This window comes from Micromonospora sp. NPDC050276 (genome assembly GCF_044459545.1).
Classification (GTDB): Bacteria; Actinomycetota; Actinomycetes; order Mycobacteriales; family Micromonosporaceae; genus Micromonospora.
This window is the reverse complement of record NZ_JBITJA010000008.1, coordinates 237,728-258,472: the sequence shown is the minus strand read 5'-3', so window position 1 is coordinate 258,472 and position 20,745 is coordinate 237,728. Positions and strand designations below refer to the sequence as shown.

Below are 20,745 nucleotides of genomic sequence, written 5' to 3'. Positions count from 1 at the left end.
GCTCCGGACCAGGGCATCAGTAGCGGCCCGACGACGCTGGAGGTCCCATGTCCGAGCCCGCTGACCGCCGCTACGGTCCGGCGACCCTGCCGGGGGCCCGCGGCCCGCTCTCCGCGGCGGTCGGCGCGGCTCTGCGGCGCCCGCCGCACGACCTGCCGGCCGATCTCGGCGTCGACCTCGACCCGGTGGATCCGATCACCGACGAGGACCTTCAGCTGACGCTGTTCCTCTGCTACGAGCTGCACTACCGGGGCTGGCTCGGGGTGGACGAGGCGTGGGAATGGCAGCCGAGCCTGTTGGCGCTGCGCGCCCGCTGCGAGCGGGTCTTCGAGGCGGCGCTGCGCCGGCTGGTCGGTTCGCCGCGGGTGCCCGCCGCCGGTGTGGCGGCCGGCCTGGCCGAGTTGGTCGCGGCCGACGACGGGCCGCCGCTGGCCGCCACGCTGCAACGCCGGGCCGACCTCACCCGGTTCCGCGAGTTCGTCATCCACCGCTCCGTCTACCACCTGCGCGAGGCGGACCCGCACAGCTGGGTGTTGCCCCGCCTCGGCGGTCCGGCCAAGGCTGCCCTCGTGGAGATCCAGACCGACGAGTACGGCAACGGGCGGCTGGACCGGATGCACGCCGAGCTGTTCCGGCGCACCCTCGACCGGCTGGGTTTGGACACCACGTACGGCGCGCACATCGACGTGGCGCCAGCGGTGACGTTGGCGACCAACAACCTGATGTCGCTGTTCGGGCTGCACCGACGGCTGCGCGGCGCGGTGCTCGGGCACCTGGCGGCGTTCGAGATGACCTCCTCGCTGCCCAACCGTCGCTACGGCAACGGGCTGCGCCGGCTCGGCTTCGACGAGGTGGCCACCGGCTTCTACGACGAGCACGTCGAGGCCGACGCGGTACACGAGCAGATCGCCGCCCACGACATGTGCGCCGGCCTGGTCCGCGTCGAACCGGCCCTGGCTGCCGACGTGCTCTTCGGCGCGGCGGCCGGGCTCGCGGTGGACCGGCTGTTCGCCGCGCACCTGCTGGACAGCTGGGCCGCCGGCCGCAGCTCCCTGCGCGCACCCGCCCCGCCGACCCTGCCGCCTACCGTCTCGCTTGTCGCGTCGACCGCGTCGACCGCGTCGACCGCGGCGGCCCCGCCGGCCCCGCCCGCGCTCGTCTGATCCGAGCGGCTCGCCACATCGGCGACGTGGGGTCAGCCCTCGCGGGTGGTGCCCGCGCGGAAGTTGATCGCCTTGTGGGTGCCGTCGCAGAACGGCTTGAGCGCCGACTTGCCGCACCGGCACAGCGCCACCGTGCCCCGGCGGGCGTCGATGTGCTCGCCGTCCGGCGTGACCAACGCGAAGTCACCGCGGACCAGCAGCGGTCCGTCCTCGTACGGGGTGATCGTGGCGGCGGCTGGCTCGCTGGTGTCGTCGGTGCGCATGGCCCCGGAAGTGCCCGCCCTGGCCCTGGCGAAACCGGGCCGTCCGTCGAGATCGACTCGGATTTGGCAAAACCGTGGTGTCCCGTCGACGCGGACACCCCGGTTTCAAGAAATCCGAGTCGATCGCCCTCGGCCGACCCCCTCCCGACGCCCGCTGCGGGATCGTCGCCGAACGCCGGTGATGACCGGGGCACCCCGCTGACCAGCGGAATGTGCCGCCGGGTGGGTGATGCCCCGTTTGAACCCCATCGGGACGGGAAGCCGGGCCGCGTGGTGAGCGAACGAGGCAAGGTGGGGCCGGTGCACAAGATGCACAAGGGGCTCACGGCCGATGGTGCCGGTCTCGCCGGCGACCGGGTCGTGGCGGCCGGCAGCGCCGCCCGGGTGCTGGTCGCCGCCACCGCCCGGGCGCTACGCGGGGTGGACTGCGCCGACCTTGGGCACACCGGGCCGACGTCGCGGTTCCCCGGCGCCCCCGAGCCGGTACGCCGTGCCGCCGTCACCCGCGCCGCCGGCCGGGTCGCGCTCACCGTCGACCAGGTCGGCGAGGTGGACGCCGCCCGGGTGGCCCGTTGGTTCGTCGACCAGTACCCCCGTCGGCGCTACCCCGGGCTGCTGATCGGCTCTCCGCACGGCGCGGCGGCGCACCTCGCGGTGGCCCTTGGCGTGCCGTGGCTACCGGCGGGCTTCGAGATGACCGTGCACTGGTCCGACGGCGGGGTGGACCGCCCGGCGGACGCCCTGGAGCACGGCGCGGCACTCGCCACCCGACTGCTCGCCGGTAACGCCGACCTGCACCTGCGTCAGGTGCACTGCCCGGCCAGCCGTGGTCCCCTGACCGGGGCGACGGTGTCGCTGACCGCCGCGTGGCGGGCCCTACCGGCCGCGTACGCGCAGTTCCTGGCCGACCGGCTGGTCCCGGGTGCCCCCGTGCTGCTGGTCCGCGACGCGCGCACCTGGCCGGTGCTGGAGTGTGGGCCGGGGCACAGCTTCCAGGTCGGCTGCCCGGGCAGCGGGCTGGACCCGGTGGACTTCCACCCGGACAGCCACGCCCTGCGGCAGGTGCTGCGGTCCGTGGGCGGCGACGCGACCCGGTGGGAGCCGCCCGCGGTGTCCGTCCCGTCGGCGTACGCCGAGCACGGCGTCGACTCGGGCTTCGAGCTGGCCGCACGGGACTGGTCGGCCCGGCACGAGCACCCCCTGCACCGGCTGCTGGTGCCCCGGCCGGCGGCCCTGAGCGCGGGCGTGGCCGACCTGTACCGGCGGTGGCTGCGGCGTGCCGGCAAGACCGGTGACCGGTTGGTGGTGGAGTGCGGCCGGCTGCTCGACCCGTGGCAGGTGGTGCGGGCGGGGCTGGTGCCGTACTGGTGTGAGAACGCCACCCGGCGCAGCGTCGACGAGGCCGAGTGGTGGCTGGCCGGCAGCGAGGCGTTCAGCTCGGTGGACGTGCTGCCCGAGCCGCCCGGGGTGCGCTCGCCCGCCCTGGCCGGGCTGCCGCAGTGGCTGGCCGTGGCCGGGTTCGGCCGGCGGCGTCGGGCACTGGACCGCGCCACCGCCCGGGGCTACCCGGTCACCTCGGTGCCCACCCGCCGGGCCACGGAGGTGCTGCGGGCCCAGCCGTACGACCTGCCCGCGCCGCCCCCGCTGGGGGTCGCCGAGGCCCTCTCCGTGCTCCGCGACAGCGGCGGCCACCAGGGGTTGTTGGTCTCCTGAGACGGAGGACGCCGAAACATCCTCGCGAACCCGGGGTCCCGTGATTGAGTACCTACGGAGCGGGAACATCGCTGGCTGCGACGGCCTGATTGCGCTGCGTAGAGGCGGTGTCGCCCGCTGGCATCCCAGTCACTGACCCACTTTCCGGCCCGGTGCGTGGCTCGACCACGCGCACGACCGGTTTCCCGATCCGGGCGGGGGACCTTCCTGAGGGAGGCGCGGATGTTCGGACAGACGAGCACGACCACGACCACACCACCACCCACCGATCGGGGTCTGGAGGATCTCGACGCGGCGGCACTGGCGTACGCGGCCCGGATCGCCGGGCTGCCGCCCGAGCGGCGCGGGGAGGCCCGGGAGGACCTGGTGCGCTTCGCGCTGCCGTTCGCCGGGCGGCTCGCCCGCCGGTACCGGGGGCGGGGCGAGCCGCTGGAGGACCTGGAGCAGGTGGCCCGGCTGGGGCTGGTCAACGCCGTCGACCGCTATGACCCGGAACGCGGCTCGTTCACCGCGTACGCCGCGATCACCATCGTGGGCGAGATCAAGCGGCATTTCCGGGACCGCACCTGGGGCGTACACGTGCCGCGTCGGCTGCGCGACCTGATCCTCGAGGTGGGGCAGGCCACCGCCGCCCTGACCAGCGAGTTGTCCCGGGCCCCCTCGGTGGCCGAGCTGTCGGCCCGGTTGGAGACCCCGGAGGAGGAGATCCTCGCCGCGCTGGAGTCGGCGGCCGGTTACAGCCCGGCCTCCCTCAACGCCCCGGTGGGCGGCGAGAGCTCCGCCGAGTTCGGGGACCTGGTCGGCGAGTCGGACAACGCGTTGGAATCGGTCGACGACCGGGTGACGGTGAGCGGCCTGCTGCACCGACTGCCCTGGCGCGAGCGACGGATCCTCGCGATGCGCTTCTACGGCAACCAGACCCAGGCCGAGATCGCCGCCCGGTTCGGCATCTCGCAGATGCACGTGTCCCGGCTACTGTCGCGGGCGCTCACCTGGCTGCGACAGGCGATGCTCGCCGACGCCCCACCGCCGTGGCAGAACGGCGCCGCCGAACCCGACCCGGGCAAGACCCGGATCTCGGTGAAGCAGAACGGCGACTCGGTGGTGGTGGAGGTGGGCGGCGAGATCGACCGCGACGGCGCGGACCAGCTGCGCCGGGCCATGCTGGAGGCGGTCACCGGCCAGCCCAGCGAGGTGGTCGTCGACCTGGTCGGTGCGGGTGGCTTCGACGCCGGTGGGATCGCCGCGCTGATGGCCGGACGGGACGCGGCGGAGCGGACCGGGGTGCCGCTGCGGCTGACCCGGGTCCAGCCCGCGGTGCGCCGCTCGCTCACCGCCGCCGGCCTGGCGCCGGCCCGGGACTGACCGCAGCCGGACGACGGAAGGGCCGACACCCCCTGCGGGTGTCGGCCCTTCGCTGCGCGTACCCCTGGTCAGCGCTCGTCGGGGTTGCGGTTGCTGCGCGGGTGGCGCCACCGCTCGTGCGGCTTCGGCGCGTCCTCGGCGTCCTTCGGCGAGTCGCTCTGCTCGAAGCTCGGCCGGCGGACCCCCTCGGGCTCCGGGACGTCCACCGGCCGGGCGCCGGAGCGTGGCGCCGGCTGGTAGTCGACCGCGTCGCGGGCACCGTGCGCGCCCTCGGCGGACGGCGACTCCGGGGCGTGGTGTTCCATTCTCAGCTCCTCGACGAACTGCTGTGGTGGCTTGGTGGTGCGCTGCGGCAGGTCGCGGCCCAGATCGGCGACGAGCGGGCCGTACTTCAGGTCGAAAGCGGGGCGCTCGGAGCGGATCCGGGGCATCCGGTCGAAGTTGCGCAGCGGCGGTGGGCAGGTGGTGGCCCATTCGAGGGAGTTGCTGAAGCCCCACGGGTCGTCCACCGTCACCATGGCCCCGTACCGCCAGGACTTCCAGGCGTTGTAGATGAAGAACAGGGTGGACAGGCCGAGGATGAAGGCGAAGATGCTGGAGATCGTGTTCAGCGTGGTGAAGCCGTCGGTGGGCAGATAGTCGGCGTACCGGCGTGGCATGCCCTCGCTGCCCAGCCAGTGGTGCACCAGGAAGGTGCCGTGGAAGCCGATGAACATGGTCCAGAAGTGCGCCTTGCCGAGCCGTTCGTCGAGCAGCCGCCCGGTCATCTTGGGCCACCAGAAGTAGTAGCCGCCGAAGAGGGCGAAGACCACGGTGCCGAACACCACGTAGTGGAAGTGCGCCACCACGAAGTAGCTGTCGTGGGTGTGGAAGTCCACCGGAGGGCTGGCCAGCAGCACGCCAGTGAGACCGCCGAGCAGGAAGGTGACCAGGAAGCCGATGGCGAACAGCATCGGTGTCTCGAAGGTGAGCTGGCCCTTCCACATGGTGCCGATCCAGTTGAAGAACTTCACCCCGGTGGGCACCGCGATCAAATAGCTCAGGATGCTGAAGAACGGCAGCAGCACCTGGCCGGTGGCGAACATGTGGTGCGCCCAGACCGTCATGGACAGCACGGTGATGGCGATGGTGGCCAGCACGATCCCGGTGTAGCCGAAGAGCGGCTTGCGGGAGAAGACCGGGATGATCTCGGTGATGATGCCGAAGAACGGCAACGCGATGATGTACACCTCGGGGTGGCCGAAGAACCAGAACAGGTGCTGCCAGAGCATCGGGCCGCCGGTGGCCGCGTCGTACACGTGCGCGTTGAGCAACCGGTCGGCGGACAGCGCCAGCAGCGCGGCGGCCAGCAGCGGGAAGACCAGGATCACCAGCACGCTGGTGAACAGCATGTTCCAGGTGAAGATCGGCATCCGGAACATGGTCATGCCGGGCGCGCGCAGGGTGAGGATCGTGGTGATCAGGTTGACCGCGCCGAGGATGGTGCCGAGCCCGGACACGATCAGGCCGACCACCCACATGTTCGCGCCCACGCCGGGGCTGTTCTCGACGCTGCTGAGCGGGCTGTACGCGGTCCACCCGAAGTCCGCCGAACCGCCCGGGGCGATGAACCCGCCGATCACCATGAGGCCGCCGAAGAGGTACAGCCAGTAGGCGAGCGCGTTGAGGCGGGGGAACGACACGTCCGGCGCGCCGATCTGGATCGGCACGATGAAGTTGGCGAACCCGAACGCCGCGGGAGTCGCGAACAGCAGCAGCATCACCGCGCCGTGCGAGGTGAAGAGCTGGTTGTACTGCTCCGAGGAGAGGAACTGCATCCCCGGTCGGGCCAGCTCGGCGCGCATCACCATCGCCTGTAGCCCGGCGACCAGGAAGAACCCGAAAGAGGTCAGCAGATACAGCAGGCCGATCTGCTTGTGGTCGGTGGTGGCGAGGAACTTGATCAAAGAGTTGCCGGGGATCGGGGTGCGTACCACCCCGGGGAAGCCCCCGAAGCGGGCCGGCGCCAGGATCGCCGGGCCCCGATCGCGACCGGGCTCCGTGGTTACCCGCTTGGGCATGGCTGCTCACCCCGTCGTGACGGCAGAAAGGACGGGCGTGCCTACCCGACCCTCGCACCATGTAACCAGGCCAGAGCGGTAATTTCGGTCAGAACGCTGGTACCGGTGGCAAGCGCCTCGAACGCTCAGGTTGCCGGCAGCATCGCCCAGACGGCCTTACCCTGACCGGCCGGCACGCTGCCCCACCGCTGGGCCAGCTCGCGGACCAGCATCAGCCCCCGCCCGCCCTCGGCGTGCAGGTCCGTGCCACCCGGGCGGGCCTGCGCGCTGCTGCCGTCCACCACCGCGAGGTGCAGGTACGGCCGGCGCAGGGTCACCGTCACCTGCATCGGCGTGCCGGCGTGCCGCACCACGTTGCCGACCAGCTCGCTGAGCACCAACGCGGCCGGACCGGACGCGTCCGGCAGGTTCCACCGCGTGCAGGCGTCGGTGACCAACTCCCGGGCTCGCCGGCACGCCTCGGCCACCGGCTCCAGCCGGGCCCGCATCCGCAGTGCGGACGTCGCCCCCGCCAACCGGGTCGCCTCCGCGCAGTCGGCGGACACGGGCAGCACCCGGCACGTGGTCGACTCGGCCAGCCAGCGCGCGGCCAGCGGCGACGGTGCGCAGAGCAGCACCGGCACGGCCGGCCACTCCTCGGCCCGGCGGGCGGTCGCGGCGAAGACGGACAGCGCCAGTCGGTCCTCGACGTCAACCCCGCCCATGTCGACCACCAGCGCCTCCGGCTGGTCGACGAGCGCGTCGTTCAGCGCATGGTGCACCGAGCGCATGGTGCCCAGGTGCAGCGCGCCGGTGAGCCGGACGACCGCCACCGGTGCCGTGGTGCGCACCTCGCAGGTGATCCGGCTGGACATCGTCGCCTCGATTCGCTGCTGGGTCGGGATCTGCCAAGTACCCGAGGCCGTTCCGGATAAAACCGGACCAACGGCCGGGGGAGGCAGGTCACGGCCCCGCTGGGCCTGGTCACGGCCGGGGTCGGCCGGTCAGGACGCCCAACGCGATCATGCCGGCGCCGAGGCCCAGGTGCAGCCAGTCGTCGGCGGCGTTGACCGGTAGCACGTTCGCCCCGGTGTCGTGGTCCACCGCCAGCCCGTAGAGCCAGAGCACCAGGTAGACCGCGCCGCCACCGATCAAGAACGTCCGCGCGCCGGTGACCGTCCGCGCCAGCACCAGACCCGCCACCCCGAACGCCAGGTGCACCAGGTTGTGCAGCACCGACACCTGGAAGACGCCGAACAGGAACGCGCCCGAGTCGTGGCCGGCGACGCGCAGCGCGCTCGTGCCGCTGGTGATCCCCGGCACGAAGCCGAGCACGCCGACCAACAGGAACAGCACCCCCACCGTCGCCGCCGCACGACGGACCGGCGGCTTGCCGTCGGCCGGGTTGGCCCGGGCCCGGGAGTGCGCCATCGGTCCGACCATCACCGGCTCCTCATCGCGCGACGGCATGAGCGCTGCCGGCTACCCGCTGCCGCGGTCGACAAACCGCCGCCACGGCGACGGGTCAGGCCGGCAGCAGCCTCGGCGCGCTCGCCAGCTGCCGGACCCGCTCGTACAGCTCCACGTAGCGCTGGGCCATCACCGCCGGCGTGAAGCGCTGCGCGGCCACCCGCCGGCACTCGTCGGGGTCGAGCAACTCGGCGGCGAGTACGAGGTCAGCCAACTCCTCCTCGTCGGTGGTGAGCAGCCCGGTGCGGCCGTGCTCGATCAGCTCCGGCAGGCAACCCCGGGCGGTGGCCACCACCGGCGTGCCCAGGGCGAGCGACTCGACGACCGCCGTGCCGCCCGGCTCCTCCCAGCGCAGCGGGAACAGCGACGCGCGGGCGCTGGCGAGCAGGTCGTCGCGGTCCTGCCCGGCCACGGTGCCGACCCAGCGGACCAGGTCACCGTCGACGTGCGGCGCCACCTCGTCGAGGAAGAACCGCACGTCCGGGTTCTGCCGGGCCTCGTCGCCGGCCGCGGCCAGGTCGGCCGGTCGATGGTACGGGCCGACGGGGCCGGCCAGCACCAGCGGAAGCCCGACCCGCTGCGCGAGCCGGGCACCCACGTCCTGCCCCTTGCCCGGGTTGATCCGGCCCAGGATGAGCAGATGCTCGCCCTTGCCCGGTCGGGGGCGCCGGTCGGCGTCCACGGCGAGCGGCGTGGACAGGTGCACGTGCCCCACCGAGTGCTCCCGCAACGCCTGCGGGGCGCGGGCCAACTGCGACGCGGAGACACCGTTGACCCGTACCCGGTCGCCGCCGTCCAGCCCGCCGTAGAGGGCCGGGTGCTTGGCCAGGTCCCAGTGCAGGGTGTGCAGGGTCGGTGGCCCGGCCGGCCCCATCGCGGCGAGGGTGGCCAGCCCGACCGCCTCGACATGGTCGTGCACCAGGTCGATGTCGTCGCGGGCGTGCAGCTCACGGACCACCCCGGCCAGGTGCGCCTGGGCGATCCCGCAGACCTGGTTGTACGGCCGCTGCAAGGCGGCGAACTGCCCGTCGGGGAAGACCGACACCTGCTCGTCCACCGGCAGGGTGCTGCTGCCCACCGAGGCGAGCACCACCCGTACGCCGAGTCGCCGCAGCTCCGGCACCAGCGTGGCGATCACGTTCTCGATGCCGCCGTAGCCGGGCGGTGGCACGGACAGCCACGGGCCGGCGTTCATCAGCACGGTGAGGCTCATCGGGCCCGCCCCTTCCGGACGCTCACTGGTTGGTCGGTTCGCGACTGCGGGGCTCGCCGGACCGGCTCACTCCTCGCGCTCACTGGTTGGTCGGTTCGCGACTGCGGGGCTCGCCGGACCGGCTCACTCCTCGCCCTCACGCGGCGGCCACCCGCCGCCGGGGCACCCGGTGGCGCAACTCGGCCAAGGGTGGGCGCTCCTCGATGGACACGTCACTGACCACGATCTCGCGGTCCAGGTTCGGCAGGGTGTCCGAGCCACCACGACGGAACTGGGTCAGCAACGCCTCCGGTGCGAACCCGGGCGTCGCCCAGCCGCGCCGCTGCAGCCGGGACCAGGCGGTCAACATGATCTGGGCGGACATCCGACCGAGGGCCGCGGTGTCCTGGTGCCGGTGCTTGCGCTCACCGAGGTCGACCTGCGCCAGCGCGTCCAGGCCGACCAGATCGAGCAGATCGATCATCATGGCCGTCTCCACCCCGTACCCGGAGACGAACGGCACCTGGGCCAGTACGTCCCGGCGACCCGCGTACTCGCCGGCGAGCGGCTGCACGAAGCCGGCCAGTTCGGGCCAGAAGAGGTTGAGCAGTGGTCGGGCCATCAACTCGGTCACCCGGCCCCCGCCGTCCTGCTCCACGCTGGCGGTGCCCATCAGGGGCCGGTGGTAGAAGCCCTTCACGAAGTCGACCGACGGGTCGGTCAGCAGCGGGCCGAGCAGCCCGCTCACGAAGTGTGGCCGAAACTCCCGCAGGTCGGCGTCGATGAACGCCACCACGTCCCCCTCGGCGGCGGCCAGCCCGGCCCAGAGCGCGTCGCCCTTGCCGGTGAGCCGGGGCAACCCCCGGGTCATCGCGTCCTGGCTGACCACCTCCGCGCCGGCGGCACGGGCCACCTGCGCGGTGCGGTCCGTCGACCGCGAATCCACCACGATCAGCTCGTCGACCAGGGCGACCCGATCCATCAGGTGTTCCCGGATCGTCGACACGATCGCGCCGACGGTGGCCTCCTCGTTGCGCGCCGGCAGCACCACGCTGACCCGGGTCTCTCCCTTGGCACGCAACAGTCGACGAGTTGGCCAATCGGCCGCCGACGTCGTCCGGTACGTGGCCCACGCCTCCACCACCGGTGACACGCTCGATGTCGTATCCCGCACGGGCACCCCTCCGTTCGTGCGTGGAAAAACCGAAATTGGTTGTTCCCATTCCTCATCACCCGCTAACCGCTTTCTCGGCAACAGCTTGATCACAGAGGTGACGTCAACGGGTTCCCGGGGGATGAACGTTTGATTGCGCACACCCCAGGGGACTGCTCCCATCGCACATGAATAAGTCTTCGAAGGGGTGTCGGGATGCGGAGATGCCGGGTGGGTCTGGTCGGTGCCGGCGGCGTGGCACAGCGACACGCGCGGGTGCTGGCCGGGTTCGACGACGTGGAGCTGGTCGGGGTCACCGACGTGGCGCCGGAGGCGGCGTCCGCGCTGACCGCGCAGCACGGCGGGCGGGCCTGCGCCGACGTGGCCGAGCTGCTGGCCACCAGCCCGGACGCCGTGTACGTCTGCGTGCCGCCGTTCGCGCACGGCCCCGCCGAGGAGGCGGTCATCGAGGCCGGGGTGCCGATGTTCGTGGAGAAGCCCGTCGCGGTCGACCTGGGCACCGCCGAGCGGATCGCCGAGCTGGTCGCGCGGCGCGGGCTGCGCACCGCCGTCGGCCACCACTGGCGCTATCTGAGCGTGCTCGATGAGGCCCGCGACCTGCTCGCCGACCGTCCGGTGCGGATGGTCAGCGGTGCCTGGCTGGACAAGGTGCCCCCGGTGGCGTGGTGGTCGCGGCGGGACCGCTCCGGCGGCCCGGTGGTCGAGCAGGCCGCCCACGTGCTCGACCTGATCCGCGTGCTGGCCGGGGAGGTCACCGAGGTCGCCGCGTACGGCAACGGCACGCCGCCGCCGGTCGACGGCGCCGACATCGACTCGGTGACCACCGCCGCGCTGCGCTTCGCCGACGGCGCGGTCGGCACGCTCAACGCCGCGTGCGTGCTGGGCTGGAAGCACCGCGCCGGCCTGGAGATCCTCGCCGACGGGTTGGCCCTCGCGATCACCGAGGACGGGCTGTCGATCCGCGACGCCGACGGCGAACGACACGTCGCCGCCGACCCGGAGGCCGCCCGGGTGGCGGTGGACCGCGCCTTCGTCGACGCCGTTCGCGGCACGGGTGACGACGTACGCGTCCCCTACGCCGAGGCGCTCGCCACCCACCGCCTGGCCCTCGCGGTGGCCGACTCGGCCCGGACCGGATCGACCGTGCGGCTCACCACCCCGACCGCGCCGACGGTGCTGGCCACCGGGGTGACCGTCGATGCGTGACAAGGTCGTGGTCGTCACCGGCCCCGGCCGGGTCGAGCTGGTCGAGCAGGACGCCGCGCCGCTGCGCCCCGGCACGTTCCGGGTCGAGACGCTGTTCAGCGGTGTCTCCGCCGGCACCGAGCTGAGCTACGTCAAGGGCACGAACCCCTACCTGAACGTCACCTGGAACCCCGACCTGGGCCTGTTCCAGCCCGGCCCGGCGAGCACGCCGTACCCGGTGACCCGGCTCGGCTACATGCAGGTGGGCCGGGTGGTGGAGAGCGAGACCCCGGCGATCGCGGTGGGCACGGTCGGCGCGATGACGTACGGGCACCGCACCGGCTGGCTGGCCGACCCGGTCGCCGAACGGTTCGTGGCGCTGCCCGACGACCTGGACCCGCTGCTCGGCGTCTACGTCGCACACATGGGCCCGATCTGCGCCAACGGTCTGCTGCACGCCGCCGCCGACCTGCACGGCGCCGACGTCCGCGCGCTCGGCGACGGGGTACGCGGCCGACGCGTCGCCGTCGTCGGCGCCGGGGTGGTGGCGCTGCTGACGGCGCTGTTCGCCCGGCGCAACGGTGCCGCCTCGGTGGTGGTGCTCGACCCCACCCCGCACCGCCGCCAGGTCGCCGAGGCACTCGGCCTGGAAACCCTCGACCCCGACCCCGACGCCGACGACCCGGCGGTCGTGCTCAAGACCCGCTGGGCGCACACCGCCGGCGACCGGGGCGCCGACGTGGTGTTCCAGTGCCGGGGGCAGGCGTGGGCGTTGCACCTCGCCCTGCGGCTGCTGCGGCCCCAGGGCACCGTCATCGACCTCGCCTTCTACCAGGGCGGCGCGGACGCGGTCCGCCTCGGTGAGGAGTTCCACCACAACGGCCTGTCGCTGCGCTGCGCGCAGATCGGCCGGGTGCCGCGCGGGCTCGCCCCCAGCTGGGACCGCGAACGGCTCTCCGCCGAGACCGTCGACCTGCTCCGCGCGTACGGGGACGCGATCCGCAAGCACCTCGTCTCGGCGGTGGTGCCGTTCGACGAGGCGCCCACCCTGCTCACCGACCTGGCCGACCGTCGCCGCCACGAGCATCAGGTGGTGCTCGCCGGCTGACCTGACCCGAGCGCACTCGGCGGGGTGACGAGGCCGGCTACCGTTCCCGGCATGAGCACTGTGCAGGACCGGCCGGCCGCCCGCCGCACCTCCAACGGCCGGCCGATCGGCCTGACCGCGCTGCTGCCGTACCTGCGGGAGCACCGCGGCACCCTGGTCGTGGTGGGCGCGCTGTCGCTGGCCGGCTCGGCGGCGTCACTGGCGCAGCCGTTGCTCACCCGGTCGGTGCTCGACCGGATCGGCGCCGAGCAGGGCGTGTCCCAGCTGGTGGCGGTGCTGGTGGCCCTGGTGGTGCTCGGCGCGGCGATCGGCGGGCTGCGCGACTATCTCCTGCAACGCACCGCCGAAGGTCTGGTGCTGGGCACCCGGCGACGGCTGGCGGGGCACCTGCTGCGGCTGCCCATCGCCGAGTACGACCGCCGCCGCACCGGCGACCTGCTCTCCCGGGTCGGCTCGGACACCACGCTGCTGCGCGCGGTCGTCACCTCCGGGCTCTTCGAGACGGTCACCGGGGCGGTGACGGTGGTCGGCGCCGGCACCGCCATGGTGCTGCTCGACCCGCTGCTGTTCGGCGTCACCCTGCTCGGGGTGGCGCTGGGGCTGGCCTTCGCCGCCACCTTCGCCCGCCGGGTCCGGGCGCTGGCCCGAACCGCCCAGGAGCGGATCGGCGAGATGACCTCGGCGGTGGAGCGGGCCATCTCCGCGGCCCGGACGATCCGGGCCAGCCGCGCCGAGAGCCGGGAGACGGAGACCGTCACCGGCAGCGCCCGGGAGGCGTACGCGGCGGGGCTGCGGGTGGCCCGGGTGCAGGCGCTGGTCGGCCCGATCGGCTCGGTCACCGTGCAGGGCGCGTTCCTGCTGGTGCTCGGCATCGGCGGGGCGCGGGTCGCCGCCGGGGCGATCTCCGTCGGCGACCTGGTCGCGTTCGTCATGTACCTGTTCCTGCTGGCGCTCCCGCTGGGCCAGGTGCTGCGGGCGTACACCCAGTTGCAGTCCGGCCTGGGCGCCCTGCAGCGGATCGAGGAGATCCTCGCGGTGCCCGCCGAGGGCGCGGACGACCGCCCGGCGCCCGCCGCCGCGACGGCGACCCCGCGCCGCCCGACCCCGATGATCGAGTTCGACCGGGTGGCGTTCGGCTACCCGGGTGGCGAGCCGGTGCTGCACGAGGTCAGCTTCGCGGTGCCCGCCGGCACCCGGACCGCCCTGGTCGGCCCCTCCGGCGCGGGCAAGTCCACCCTGCTGGCCCTGGTCGAACGCTTCTACGAGGTGAGTGCCGGCGCGATCCGACTGGACGGCAACGACGTCCGGGACCTGCCCCGCGACGCGCTGCGGGCCCGGCTCGGCTACGTCGAGCAGGAGGCGCCGGTGCTGGCCGGCACGCTGCGGGAGAACCTGCTGATCACCACCCCGGACGCCACCGACGACCGGTTGCGCGAGGTCCTCGACGAGGTCAACCTGGGCCACCTGGCGCAGCGCACCCCGCAGGGCCTGGACGTGCAGGTGGGGGAGGGCGGCGTCCTGCTCTCCGGGGGTGAACGGCAGCGACTGGCCATCGCCCGCGCGCTGCTCGCCGGCCCGCCGGTGCTGCTGCTCGACGAGCCGACCAGCAACCTCGACTCCCGCAACGAGGTCGCGCTGCGCCGCGCCATCGACGCCGTGGCCGTCCGCCGGACGCTGTTGATCGTGGCGCACCGGCTCGCCACCGTGGTCGACGCCGACCAGATCGTGGTCCTCGACGGTGGCCGGGTGGTGGCCGTGGGCACCCACGCCGAGCTGACCGCCACCGACCCGCTCTACCGGGAGCTCGCCAGCCACCAGCTGCTGGTCGGCTGACTTCGTCGCCGCGAGGCCAACTTGCCGGGCGACCGGGCCGCGCACGCCGGCCCGAATCGCGTACCGTTGCCGCTCATGGGTGTGTCGCAACGGTTCAAGAGCAAGTTCCGGCGGTTCCTCCAGCGCCCCGGCTCGACCGTGGATCTTGCTCCGCTGGAGAAGCTGCTCCCCGCGATCGAGGCGCGCGAGGCTGACCTCGCCGCGCTCGACGACGCCGAGCTGACCGAGGCCGCGGGCGCCGCTGTCGGTTACGAGGAGATCTGCGCCGTCGGCCGCGAGGCCGCCCGCCGTGGCCTCGACCAGCGGCCGTACGACGTGCAGCTGCTCGGTGCGATGTCGCTGCTCTCCGGCAAGGTCGCCGAGATGGCCACCGGTGAGGGCAAGACGCTGACCGCGACGATCGCCGCGTACGGGCACGTTCGGCTCGGCAACGGGCCGGTGCACGTGCTCACCATCAACGACTACCTGGCCCGCCGCGACGCCCAGTGGATGGAGCCGGTCTACACCCTGCTCGGCCTCACCGTCGGCTGGGTCAACGAGGCTTCCACCCCGCAGGAGCGGCGCGACGCGTACGCCTGCGACGTCACCTACGTCTCGGTCAGCGAGGCGGGCTTCGACTACCTGCGCGACCAGCTGGTCACCGACATCGAGGACCGGGTGCAGCCCACGCTCAGCACCGCGATCGTCGACGAAGCCGACTCGATCATGATCGACGAGGCGCGGGTGCCGATGGTCCTGGCCGGCGCGGTGCCGGGCGAGCAGGACCCGGTGCACGCCGCCGCCGCGCTGGTCCGTGGCCTGCGCAAGGGCAAGCACTACACGGTCGCCGAGGACGGGCGGAGCGTGGCGTTCACCTCCGCCGGCCTGGCCGCCATCGAGGCCAAGCTCGGCATCGACCTGTACGACGAGGAGCACGTCGCGCAGCTCTCCGCGGTCAACGTGGCACTGCACGCCCAGGCCCTGCTGCACCGTGACGTGGACTACATCGTCCGGGACGGCTCGGTCGAGCTGGTCGACGAGATGCGCGGCCGGGTGGCCCAGCGCCGCCGCTGGCCGGACGGTCTGCAGGCCGCTGTCGAGGCCAAGGAGGGGCTGGACGCCACCGCCGAGGGTGAGGTGCTGGGCACAATCGCCGTGCAGGCGTACATCGCCCTCTACCCGAAGGTCTGCGGGATGACCGCCACCGCGGTGCTGGTCGGCGACCAGTTGCGGGAGTTCTTCGGCCTTGAGGTCGCGGTGATCCCGCCGAACACGCCGTGCATCCGTGAGGACGAGCCGGACCGCATCTACGCCACCCGGGCCGAGAAGGACGAGGCGCTGATCGACGAGATCCAGCGCTGGCACGCCAAGGGGCGGCCGGTGCTGGTCGGCACCCTGGACGTCAAGGAGTCCGAAGGGTTGGCCGCCGGGCTGAACGCCGCCGGGGTGCCCTGCGTCGTGCTGAACGCCAAGAACGACGACGAGGAGGCGGCGATCATCGCCGAGGCCGGCGCGTACGGCGCGGTGACCGTCTCCACCCAGATGGCCGGCCGGGGCGTCGACATCCGCCTCGGCGGCAGCGACCAGAGCGACCAGGAGCGGGTTGCCGAGCTGGGCGGGCTCTACGTGATCGGCAGCGGCCGGCACGACAGCCGCCGGGTGGACGACCAGCTGCGCGGTCGCGCCGGCCGGCAGGGCGACCCGGGTGGCTCGGTCTTCTTCGTCAGCCTGGAGGACGACCTCGTCGTCCGGCACGCGGCCGACTCGGTGCCGGCGTCACCGCGGATGAACGCCGACGGCCTGGTGACCGATGAGCAGGTGGACTACGCGGTGGAGCACGCCCAGCGGGTCGCCGAGGGCGTCAATCACGAGATCCACCGCAACACCTGGCGCTACAGCGTGGTGATCGAGCAGCAGCGCAAGGCGCTGGCCGCGCGCCGGGAGCGGCTGCTGACCAGCGACGTGGCCGCCGTGATGTTGCTGGAGAAGGAGCCGGAGAAGGCCGGCGAGATGGACGAGGACCTGCTCGCCCGTGCCGCCCGGTCGATCGCGCTCTACCACCTGGACCGGCTCTGGGCCGAGCACCTGGCCGAGTTGTCGGAGGTCCGCGAGGGCGTGCACCTGCGCGCACTGGGCCGGCTGGACCCGCTGGACGAGTTCCACCGGGCCGCGGTGCCGGCGTTCAACGACCTGATCCCGGAGATCGAAGCCCGCACCATCGCCACCTTCAACGAGACCGAATTCGATGAGGACTGGCAGCCCGACGACGGGACCCTGGTCCGGCCCACCGCCACCTGGACGTACCTGGTGCACGACAACCCGTTCGGGTCCGAGCTCGACCGCCTGATCGCGTCGATCGGCCGGCGGCTCAGCGGCGGCTCGCGCTGACGTAGATCGCCGGGGCCCCGGCCGCGCCCGCGGTTGCGGCAGGGTCCCCGATTTACGCCGTTTCGACCCGTGTTTCCCAGGGTAGTAGGGCTGGTCGGCCGAGTCGGGAGAGAGCAGACGATGACACAGGTGACGATGCTTGCCGGGCAGGCGCGAGAGGGCACGGAGGCGGCGAACCGGTGAACCTCGACACGCGGGAACCGGTGGTGCACACCCTCGGCGTCCTGGAAACAGCCGCACTGTTACGGGAGCTGACCGCCGGTCTGATCGCCCTGACCGACTTTGATGAGGCGCTGCTGGCGCTGGTCCGGGTCACCCGGGACGCGGTGGCCGGAGTGCGCTGGTGCGGCTTCACCGCCCTCCGCGCCGGCGAACCGGCGGGAGTGGCCGCCTCCGACGAGCGGTTGGCCGGGCTGGATGACCTGCGCCACGAGCCGGACTCGCCGGCGATGAGCGCGATCCAGCGCCGCGAGATGATCCTCGCCGCCGACCTGGCCGGTGAGCCCCGCTGGCCGGCCTGGACGGCGCGCGCCCGCGACCTCGGCGTACGCGGGGTGATCTCCGCGCCGGTGGACATCGACGACCAGGTGATCGGGGCGATCAACCTCTACGCCGCCGCCCCGGACCTGTTGACCCCGCAACACCAGTTGACCGCCATGCTGCTCGCCGAACACGCCGGCCTGCTGCTCGCCGCCGTCCGCGACCGTGGCCGGCAGCTCACCCTCGCCGGCGAACGGGACGCCTCGCTCCTGCAGGACGGCGTGGTGGGCCAGGCCGTCGGTGTGATCATGACGCAGCGGGGGTGCCCGCCGGCCGAAGCCCTCGACGTGCTGCGTACCGCCGCGTCGTCGCTGGACATCCCGCTGCGCGAGGTGGCCGAACGGCTGGTCCGCACGGTCTCCCGCCAACGCGACAGCTGACCTCGCCAGCGGCGTGGGCGCCGTCGGCCGTGTTGGCCGCGTGGGCGCCGTCCGCCGCGTCGGCCGTGTCGGTCGCGCCGGCCGTGTCCGCCGTGTCGGCTGCGTGGGCGCTTTGATCGACTCGGGTTCTTTGAATCCGCGGTGTCGCCCGCGGATGGCCCGATTTCCCGAAACCCGAGTCGATCACCCGCCGGTCCGGCCGTTCGGCCTCGACGGGCGGTGGTCACCGTGCCCGTTCTCCCCGTGACCGGCGAGTCGGGCGGCATCGTTTCGCGTCGACCGACCTCGGGTAGCACTCTGGTCAGGTGAGCTGCGCCGACCCGGGGGAGGACCGATGCAGAGCCGGCTACGGGTGCAGGGGCATCCGATCCAACCGATGCTGGTGACGTTCCCACTCGGGCTCTTCGTCAGCGCCACCGTCTTCGACCTCACCGACGTCGTCGGCGGGCCCGCGTTCCTCGGCGAGGTCGGCTACTGGACCGGCGTCGCCGCGCTCGTCGCCGCCGCGCTGACCGCCGTGGCCGGCATGGTCGACCTGTGGGACGTGCCCGGCGACCGCACCCGCCGTACCGCCGTGGCCTTCAACCTGGTGAACGCGGTGATGGCCGCCATGTTCCTGCTCACCTGCCTGGTCCGGTCGCACTCCCCGCAGCGCGGCGCGTCGGTAGCGATCCTGGTCACCGAGCTGGTCGCACTGGCTGTTGGCGGGGTCGGCGTGCACCTGGGCGCCCGGCTGATGCGCCAGTTCGACTCCGGCCGCGCCGAGACCGGCGGCCTGGATGCGCTCGCCGGCGTCGATGCGGCTGGTCGGTCCACCAGCCGCGGATGACCTCGTCTCTGGACACCCTTCCGAAGATCGGTGCGCCGGCGACCCGCGCCCTGCACGGCGCCGGCTACACCGCGCTGCGCCAGCTCGCGGGCGTCCCCCGGGCGGATCTGGCCAAGCTGCACGGCATGGGCCCGAAGGCGCTCGGAATCCTCCAGGCCGCCCTCGAAGAGCACAGGCTCAGCCTCGGCTGACGTTGACCGCTGACGCCCGGGTTGGGCGGCAAATGGGGTTGCGGCCCGGGTGACCGGCCGCGAGGCTGACCGCCATGATTGCCGAGCGTGACGCCGAGGAGTTGATCGCGGAGGCCGCCGCCGCGCCCGTCGATGGGTGGGGCTTCGGTTGGCTGGCCGGCCGGGCCACCGAGGAACGGCCACCCTGGGGGTACGCCCGGCTCGTCGCCGACCGGATGGCGCAGGCCGAAACGGCCCTGGACGTGGACACCGGCGGCGGGGAGGTGCTCGCCGGGGTGCCGCGTCCACCGAAGCTGTTGACCGCCACCGAGGCGTGGCCGCCGAACGTCGAGGTCGCCCGGCGCACCCTGCGTCGGGTCGGCGCGACGGTGGTGGCCGTCGCACCGGATGGGCCGCTCCCGTTTCGTGGCGCCTCGTTCGATCTGGTGGTCAGTCGTCATCCGGTGCGTACCGACTGGGCCGAGACGGCGCGGGTGCTGCGCCCGGGCGGAACGTTCCTGTCGCAGCAGATCGGCGCGGGCACCATGCGGGAGTTGAGCGTGGCGATCCTCGGTCCGTTGCCGCCGCCGACCCAGCGACACCCCGAGGACGCAGTCGCCGCCGCCGAGGCCGCTGGGCTGCGGGTCGTCGACCTGCGCCGGGCCACCCTGCGGGCGACCTTCTCCGACATCGGCGCGGTGGTCTGGTTTCTGCGCAAGGTGGTCTGGACGGTGCCCGGCTTCACGGTCGACCGCTACCGCGCACCCCTGCACGCGCTGCACGCCCGCATCACCACCGAGGGCCCCTTCGTCGCCCACGCCCAACGCTTCCTCATCGAAGCCACCCGCCCCTGACCTCTCACTCCGCGCCGATCTTGCACTTGCTGTGCTCGCAAAAGCCGCGTACCCGGTCATTTAGACCACCGAAACTGCAAGATCGGCGCGGCGGGGGCTGGCGGCGGGGGCTGGCGCGGGGTGGGGCGGGGCGGGGGAGGGGTTAATGGGGGTGGGTTTTTCGGTGGGTTGCTAGGACGTCGGCGCCGAAGTCGCTGGCGGGGCGGCGCAGCACGGTGTGCGCGTGGTTGCCGTCCGCGCTGGTGTTGTCGTACTCGATCAGCAGGTCGTCGCCCTGCACCCGGTAGTAGTGCCGCTGCCCGGGGACGGTCGGGCCGGCCCAGGCGAAGTGCAGCGGGCCGGCGTCCAGCCGCGCCGCCTCCCGGATGGCCAGCTCGGGCGGCAGTCGGTCGAGGTAGAGCGCGACCACCTGGTCGAGCAGCGCACGGCCGGTGGGTCCCAGCCGCTGCGCCGGTACGCCGAGCGGTTCCAGCGGCGCGTCGACCCGTGCACGGGTGGCGCTGATGATGTCCGCCGGCGCCTCGTCGGCGATGATCGCGGCGGCCCGTTCGGCCGGCCCGAGCGCGTCGAGCAGGGCTCGGGCCAGGTCCTCTTCGACGCCGAGTGGGCGGGAGACCGGGCGACCGGCGTAGCGGACCGCGGCCGGGTTCGCGCCGAAGAAGATCGGCGCGGGGGACACCTGACCGTCCACCACCGTCATGTTCACCGACAGGTGGTGTCCTTCGAGTCGCCACGCCCAGCGGTCGTCGCGCGCCGGGTCGCCGAACACGGCCACCCAGTAGTCGGCGCTGTGCCGCCCGCGCTGCCAACCCTCGGCCCGGTCCAGCACCTCCTCCAGCGAGATGATCGCCATCGCCTGCGCGTACGCCGAGGGGCTGAGGGCGGTGGCCAGCAGCCGATGTGCGGCCTTGCGGCCGGCGACGTCGAGCTCGGCGAGGCAGACCCCCGGTCGGGGCCGCGGCCGGTATTCCAGCCAGCGTCGCGCCGACTCGTCGTCGAACGGGTGCACGGCGCTTTCGCGGGCGGCGGGGTCGAGAGCGGCCAGCAGGGCGGTGCTGGCAGCCCGCATCTGCTCCGGCAGAGGATCTTCCACCGACCCT

At 73.1% G+C, this 20,745-nt stretch carries 18 protein-coding genes; 11 read left to right on the top strand and 7 right to left on the bottom strand.

What is annotated here, in order from left to right:
• Positions 1-47: 47 nt before the first annotated feature.
• On the top strand, positions 48-1,163 hold the full coding sequence (locus tag ACIBF8_RS19895; RefSeq protein WP_396784675.1) for an iron-containing redox enzyme family protein: 1,116 nt from the start codon (positions 48-50) through the stop codon (positions 1,161-1,163).
• Positions 1,164-1,195: 32 nt separating this feature from the next.
• On the opposite strand, the gene ACIBF8_RS19890 is transcribed toward ACIBF8_RS19895, so the two are convergent.
• Positions 1,196-1,426: a CDGSH iron-sulfur domain-containing protein gene (locus tag ACIBF8_RS19890; protein WP_396784673.1), complete on the bottom strand. Its 231-nt coding sequence runs from the start codon at positions 1,424-1,426 to the stop codon at positions 1,196-1,198.
• 309 nt (positions 1,427-1,735) lie between these two features.
• Here ACIBF8_RS19890 and ACIBF8_RS19885 point away from each other — a divergent pair, with 309 nt between their 5' ends.
• Positions 1,736-3,139, top strand: a complete 1,404-nt coding sequence (locus tag ACIBF8_RS19885; protein WP_396784909.1) for a hypothetical protein — start codon at positions 1,736-1,738, stop codon at positions 3,137-3,139.
• A gap of 222 nt (positions 3,140-3,361) precedes the next feature.
• Complete coding sequence (locus ACIBF8_RS19880; protein WP_396784672.1) at positions 3,362-4,504, top strand: SigB/SigF/SigG family RNA polymerase sigma factor; 1,143 nt, start codon at positions 3,362-3,364, stop codon at positions 4,502-4,504.
• Between the two features lie 68 nt (positions 4,505-4,572).
• Here the strand turns inward: ACIBF8_RS19880 and ctaD are convergent, their stop codons facing one another.
• The 5 genes from ctaD to ACIBF8_RS19855 all read right to left on the bottom strand — a co-directional run bounded on the left by ctaD (position 4,573) and on the right by ACIBF8_RS19855 (position 10,346).
• Positions 4,573-6,564, bottom strand: a complete 1,992-nt coding sequence (ctaD, locus tag ACIBF8_RS19875) for a cytochrome c oxidase subunit I (RefSeq protein WP_396784670.1) — start codon at positions 6,562-6,564, stop codon at positions 4,573-4,575.
• 125 nt (positions 6,565-6,689) lie between these two features.
• Positions 6,690-7,418 carry an ATP-binding protein gene (locus tag ACIBF8_RS19870; RefSeq protein ID WP_396784669.1) on the bottom strand — a complete coding sequence of 243 codons (729 nt, stop codon included), beginning with the start codon at positions 7,416-7,418 and terminating at the stop codon, positions 6,690-6,692.
• A 109-nt stretch (positions 7,419-7,527) separates the two neighbouring features.
• Positions 7,528-7,986, bottom strand: a complete 459-nt coding sequence (locus tag ACIBF8_RS19865) for a DUF4383 domain-containing protein (protein ID WP_396784668.1) — start codon at positions 7,984-7,986, stop codon at positions 7,528-7,530.
• 82 nt (positions 7,987-8,068) lie between these two features.
• Positions 8,069-9,226: a glycosyltransferase gene (locus ACIBF8_RS19860; protein ID WP_396784667.1), complete on the bottom strand. Its 1,158-nt coding sequence runs from the start codon at positions 9,224-9,226 to the stop codon at positions 8,069-8,071.
• Between the two features lie 136 nt (positions 9,227-9,362).
• A complete protein-coding gene (locus ACIBF8_RS19855; protein ID WP_396784907.1) occupies positions 9,363-10,346 on the bottom strand; it encodes a glucosyl-3-phosphoglycerate synthase in 984 nt (327 codons plus the stop codon).
• Between the two features lie 228 nt (positions 10,347-10,574).
• Between ACIBF8_RS19855 and ACIBF8_RS19850 the strand changes: the two genes are divergently transcribed.
• From ACIBF8_RS19850 to ACIBF8_RS19815, 8 genes are all read left to right on the top strand, one after another.
• Positions 10,575-11,585, top strand: a complete 1,011-nt coding sequence (locus tag ACIBF8_RS19850) for a Gfo/Idh/MocA family protein (protein WP_396784666.1) — start codon at positions 10,575-10,577, stop codon at positions 11,583-11,585.
• Positions 11,578-12,672 (top strand): zinc-binding alcohol dehydrogenase, encoded by a 1,095-nt coding sequence (locus ACIBF8_RS19845; RefSeq protein WP_396784664.1) that lies wholly within the window; start codon positions 11,578-11,580, stop codon positions 12,670-12,672. Before ACIBF8_RS19850 ends, ACIBF8_RS19845 begins: the two co-directional genes overlap by 8 nt.
• A 51-nt stretch (positions 12,673-12,723) precedes the next feature.
• Positions 12,724-14,505, top strand: a complete 1,782-nt coding sequence (locus ACIBF8_RS19840; protein ID WP_396784663.1) for an ABC transporter ATP-binding protein — start codon at positions 12,724-12,726, stop codon at positions 14,503-14,505.
• 75 nt (positions 14,506-14,580) lie between these two features.
• Complete coding sequence (gene secA2, locus ACIBF8_RS19835; RefSeq protein ID WP_396784662.1) at positions 14,581-16,872, top strand: accessory Sec system translocase SecA2; 2,292 nt, start codon at positions 14,581-14,583, stop codon at positions 16,870-16,872.
• Positions 16,873-17,051: 179 nt separating this feature from the next.
• Complete coding sequence (locus ACIBF8_RS19830; protein ID WP_396784661.1) at positions 17,052-17,792, top strand: GAF and ANTAR domain-containing protein; 741 nt, start codon at positions 17,052-17,054, stop codon at positions 17,790-17,792.
• A 334-nt stretch (positions 17,793-18,126) separates the two neighbouring features.
• A complete protein-coding gene (locus ACIBF8_RS19825) occupies positions 18,127-18,621 on the top strand; it encodes a DUF2231 domain-containing protein (RefSeq protein ID WP_396784660.1) in 495 nt (164 codons plus the stop codon).
• On the top strand, positions 18,618-18,812 hold the full coding sequence (locus ACIBF8_RS19820) for a DNA-binding protein (protein ID WP_396784659.1): 195 nt from the start codon (positions 18,618-18,620) through the stop codon (positions 18,810-18,812). The genes ACIBF8_RS19825 and ACIBF8_RS19820 overlap by 4 nt, the downstream gene beginning before the upstream one ends.
• Before the next feature lie 74 nt (positions 18,813-18,886).
• Entirely contained in the window at positions 18,887-19,645 is a 759-nt protein-coding gene (locus ACIBF8_RS19815; RefSeq protein ID WP_396784658.1) for a class I SAM-dependent methyltransferase, read from the top strand.
• Positions 19,646-19,787: 142 nt separating this feature from the next.
• Here the strand turns inward: ACIBF8_RS19815 and ACIBF8_RS19810 are convergent, their stop codons facing one another.
• Positions 19,788-20,738 carry a DUF3500 domain-containing protein gene (locus tag ACIBF8_RS19810; protein WP_396784657.1) on the bottom strand — a complete coding sequence of 317 codons (951 nt, stop codon included), beginning with the start codon at positions 20,736-20,738 and terminating at the stop codon, positions 19,788-19,790.
• Positions 20,739-20,745: the final 7 nt, after the last annotated feature.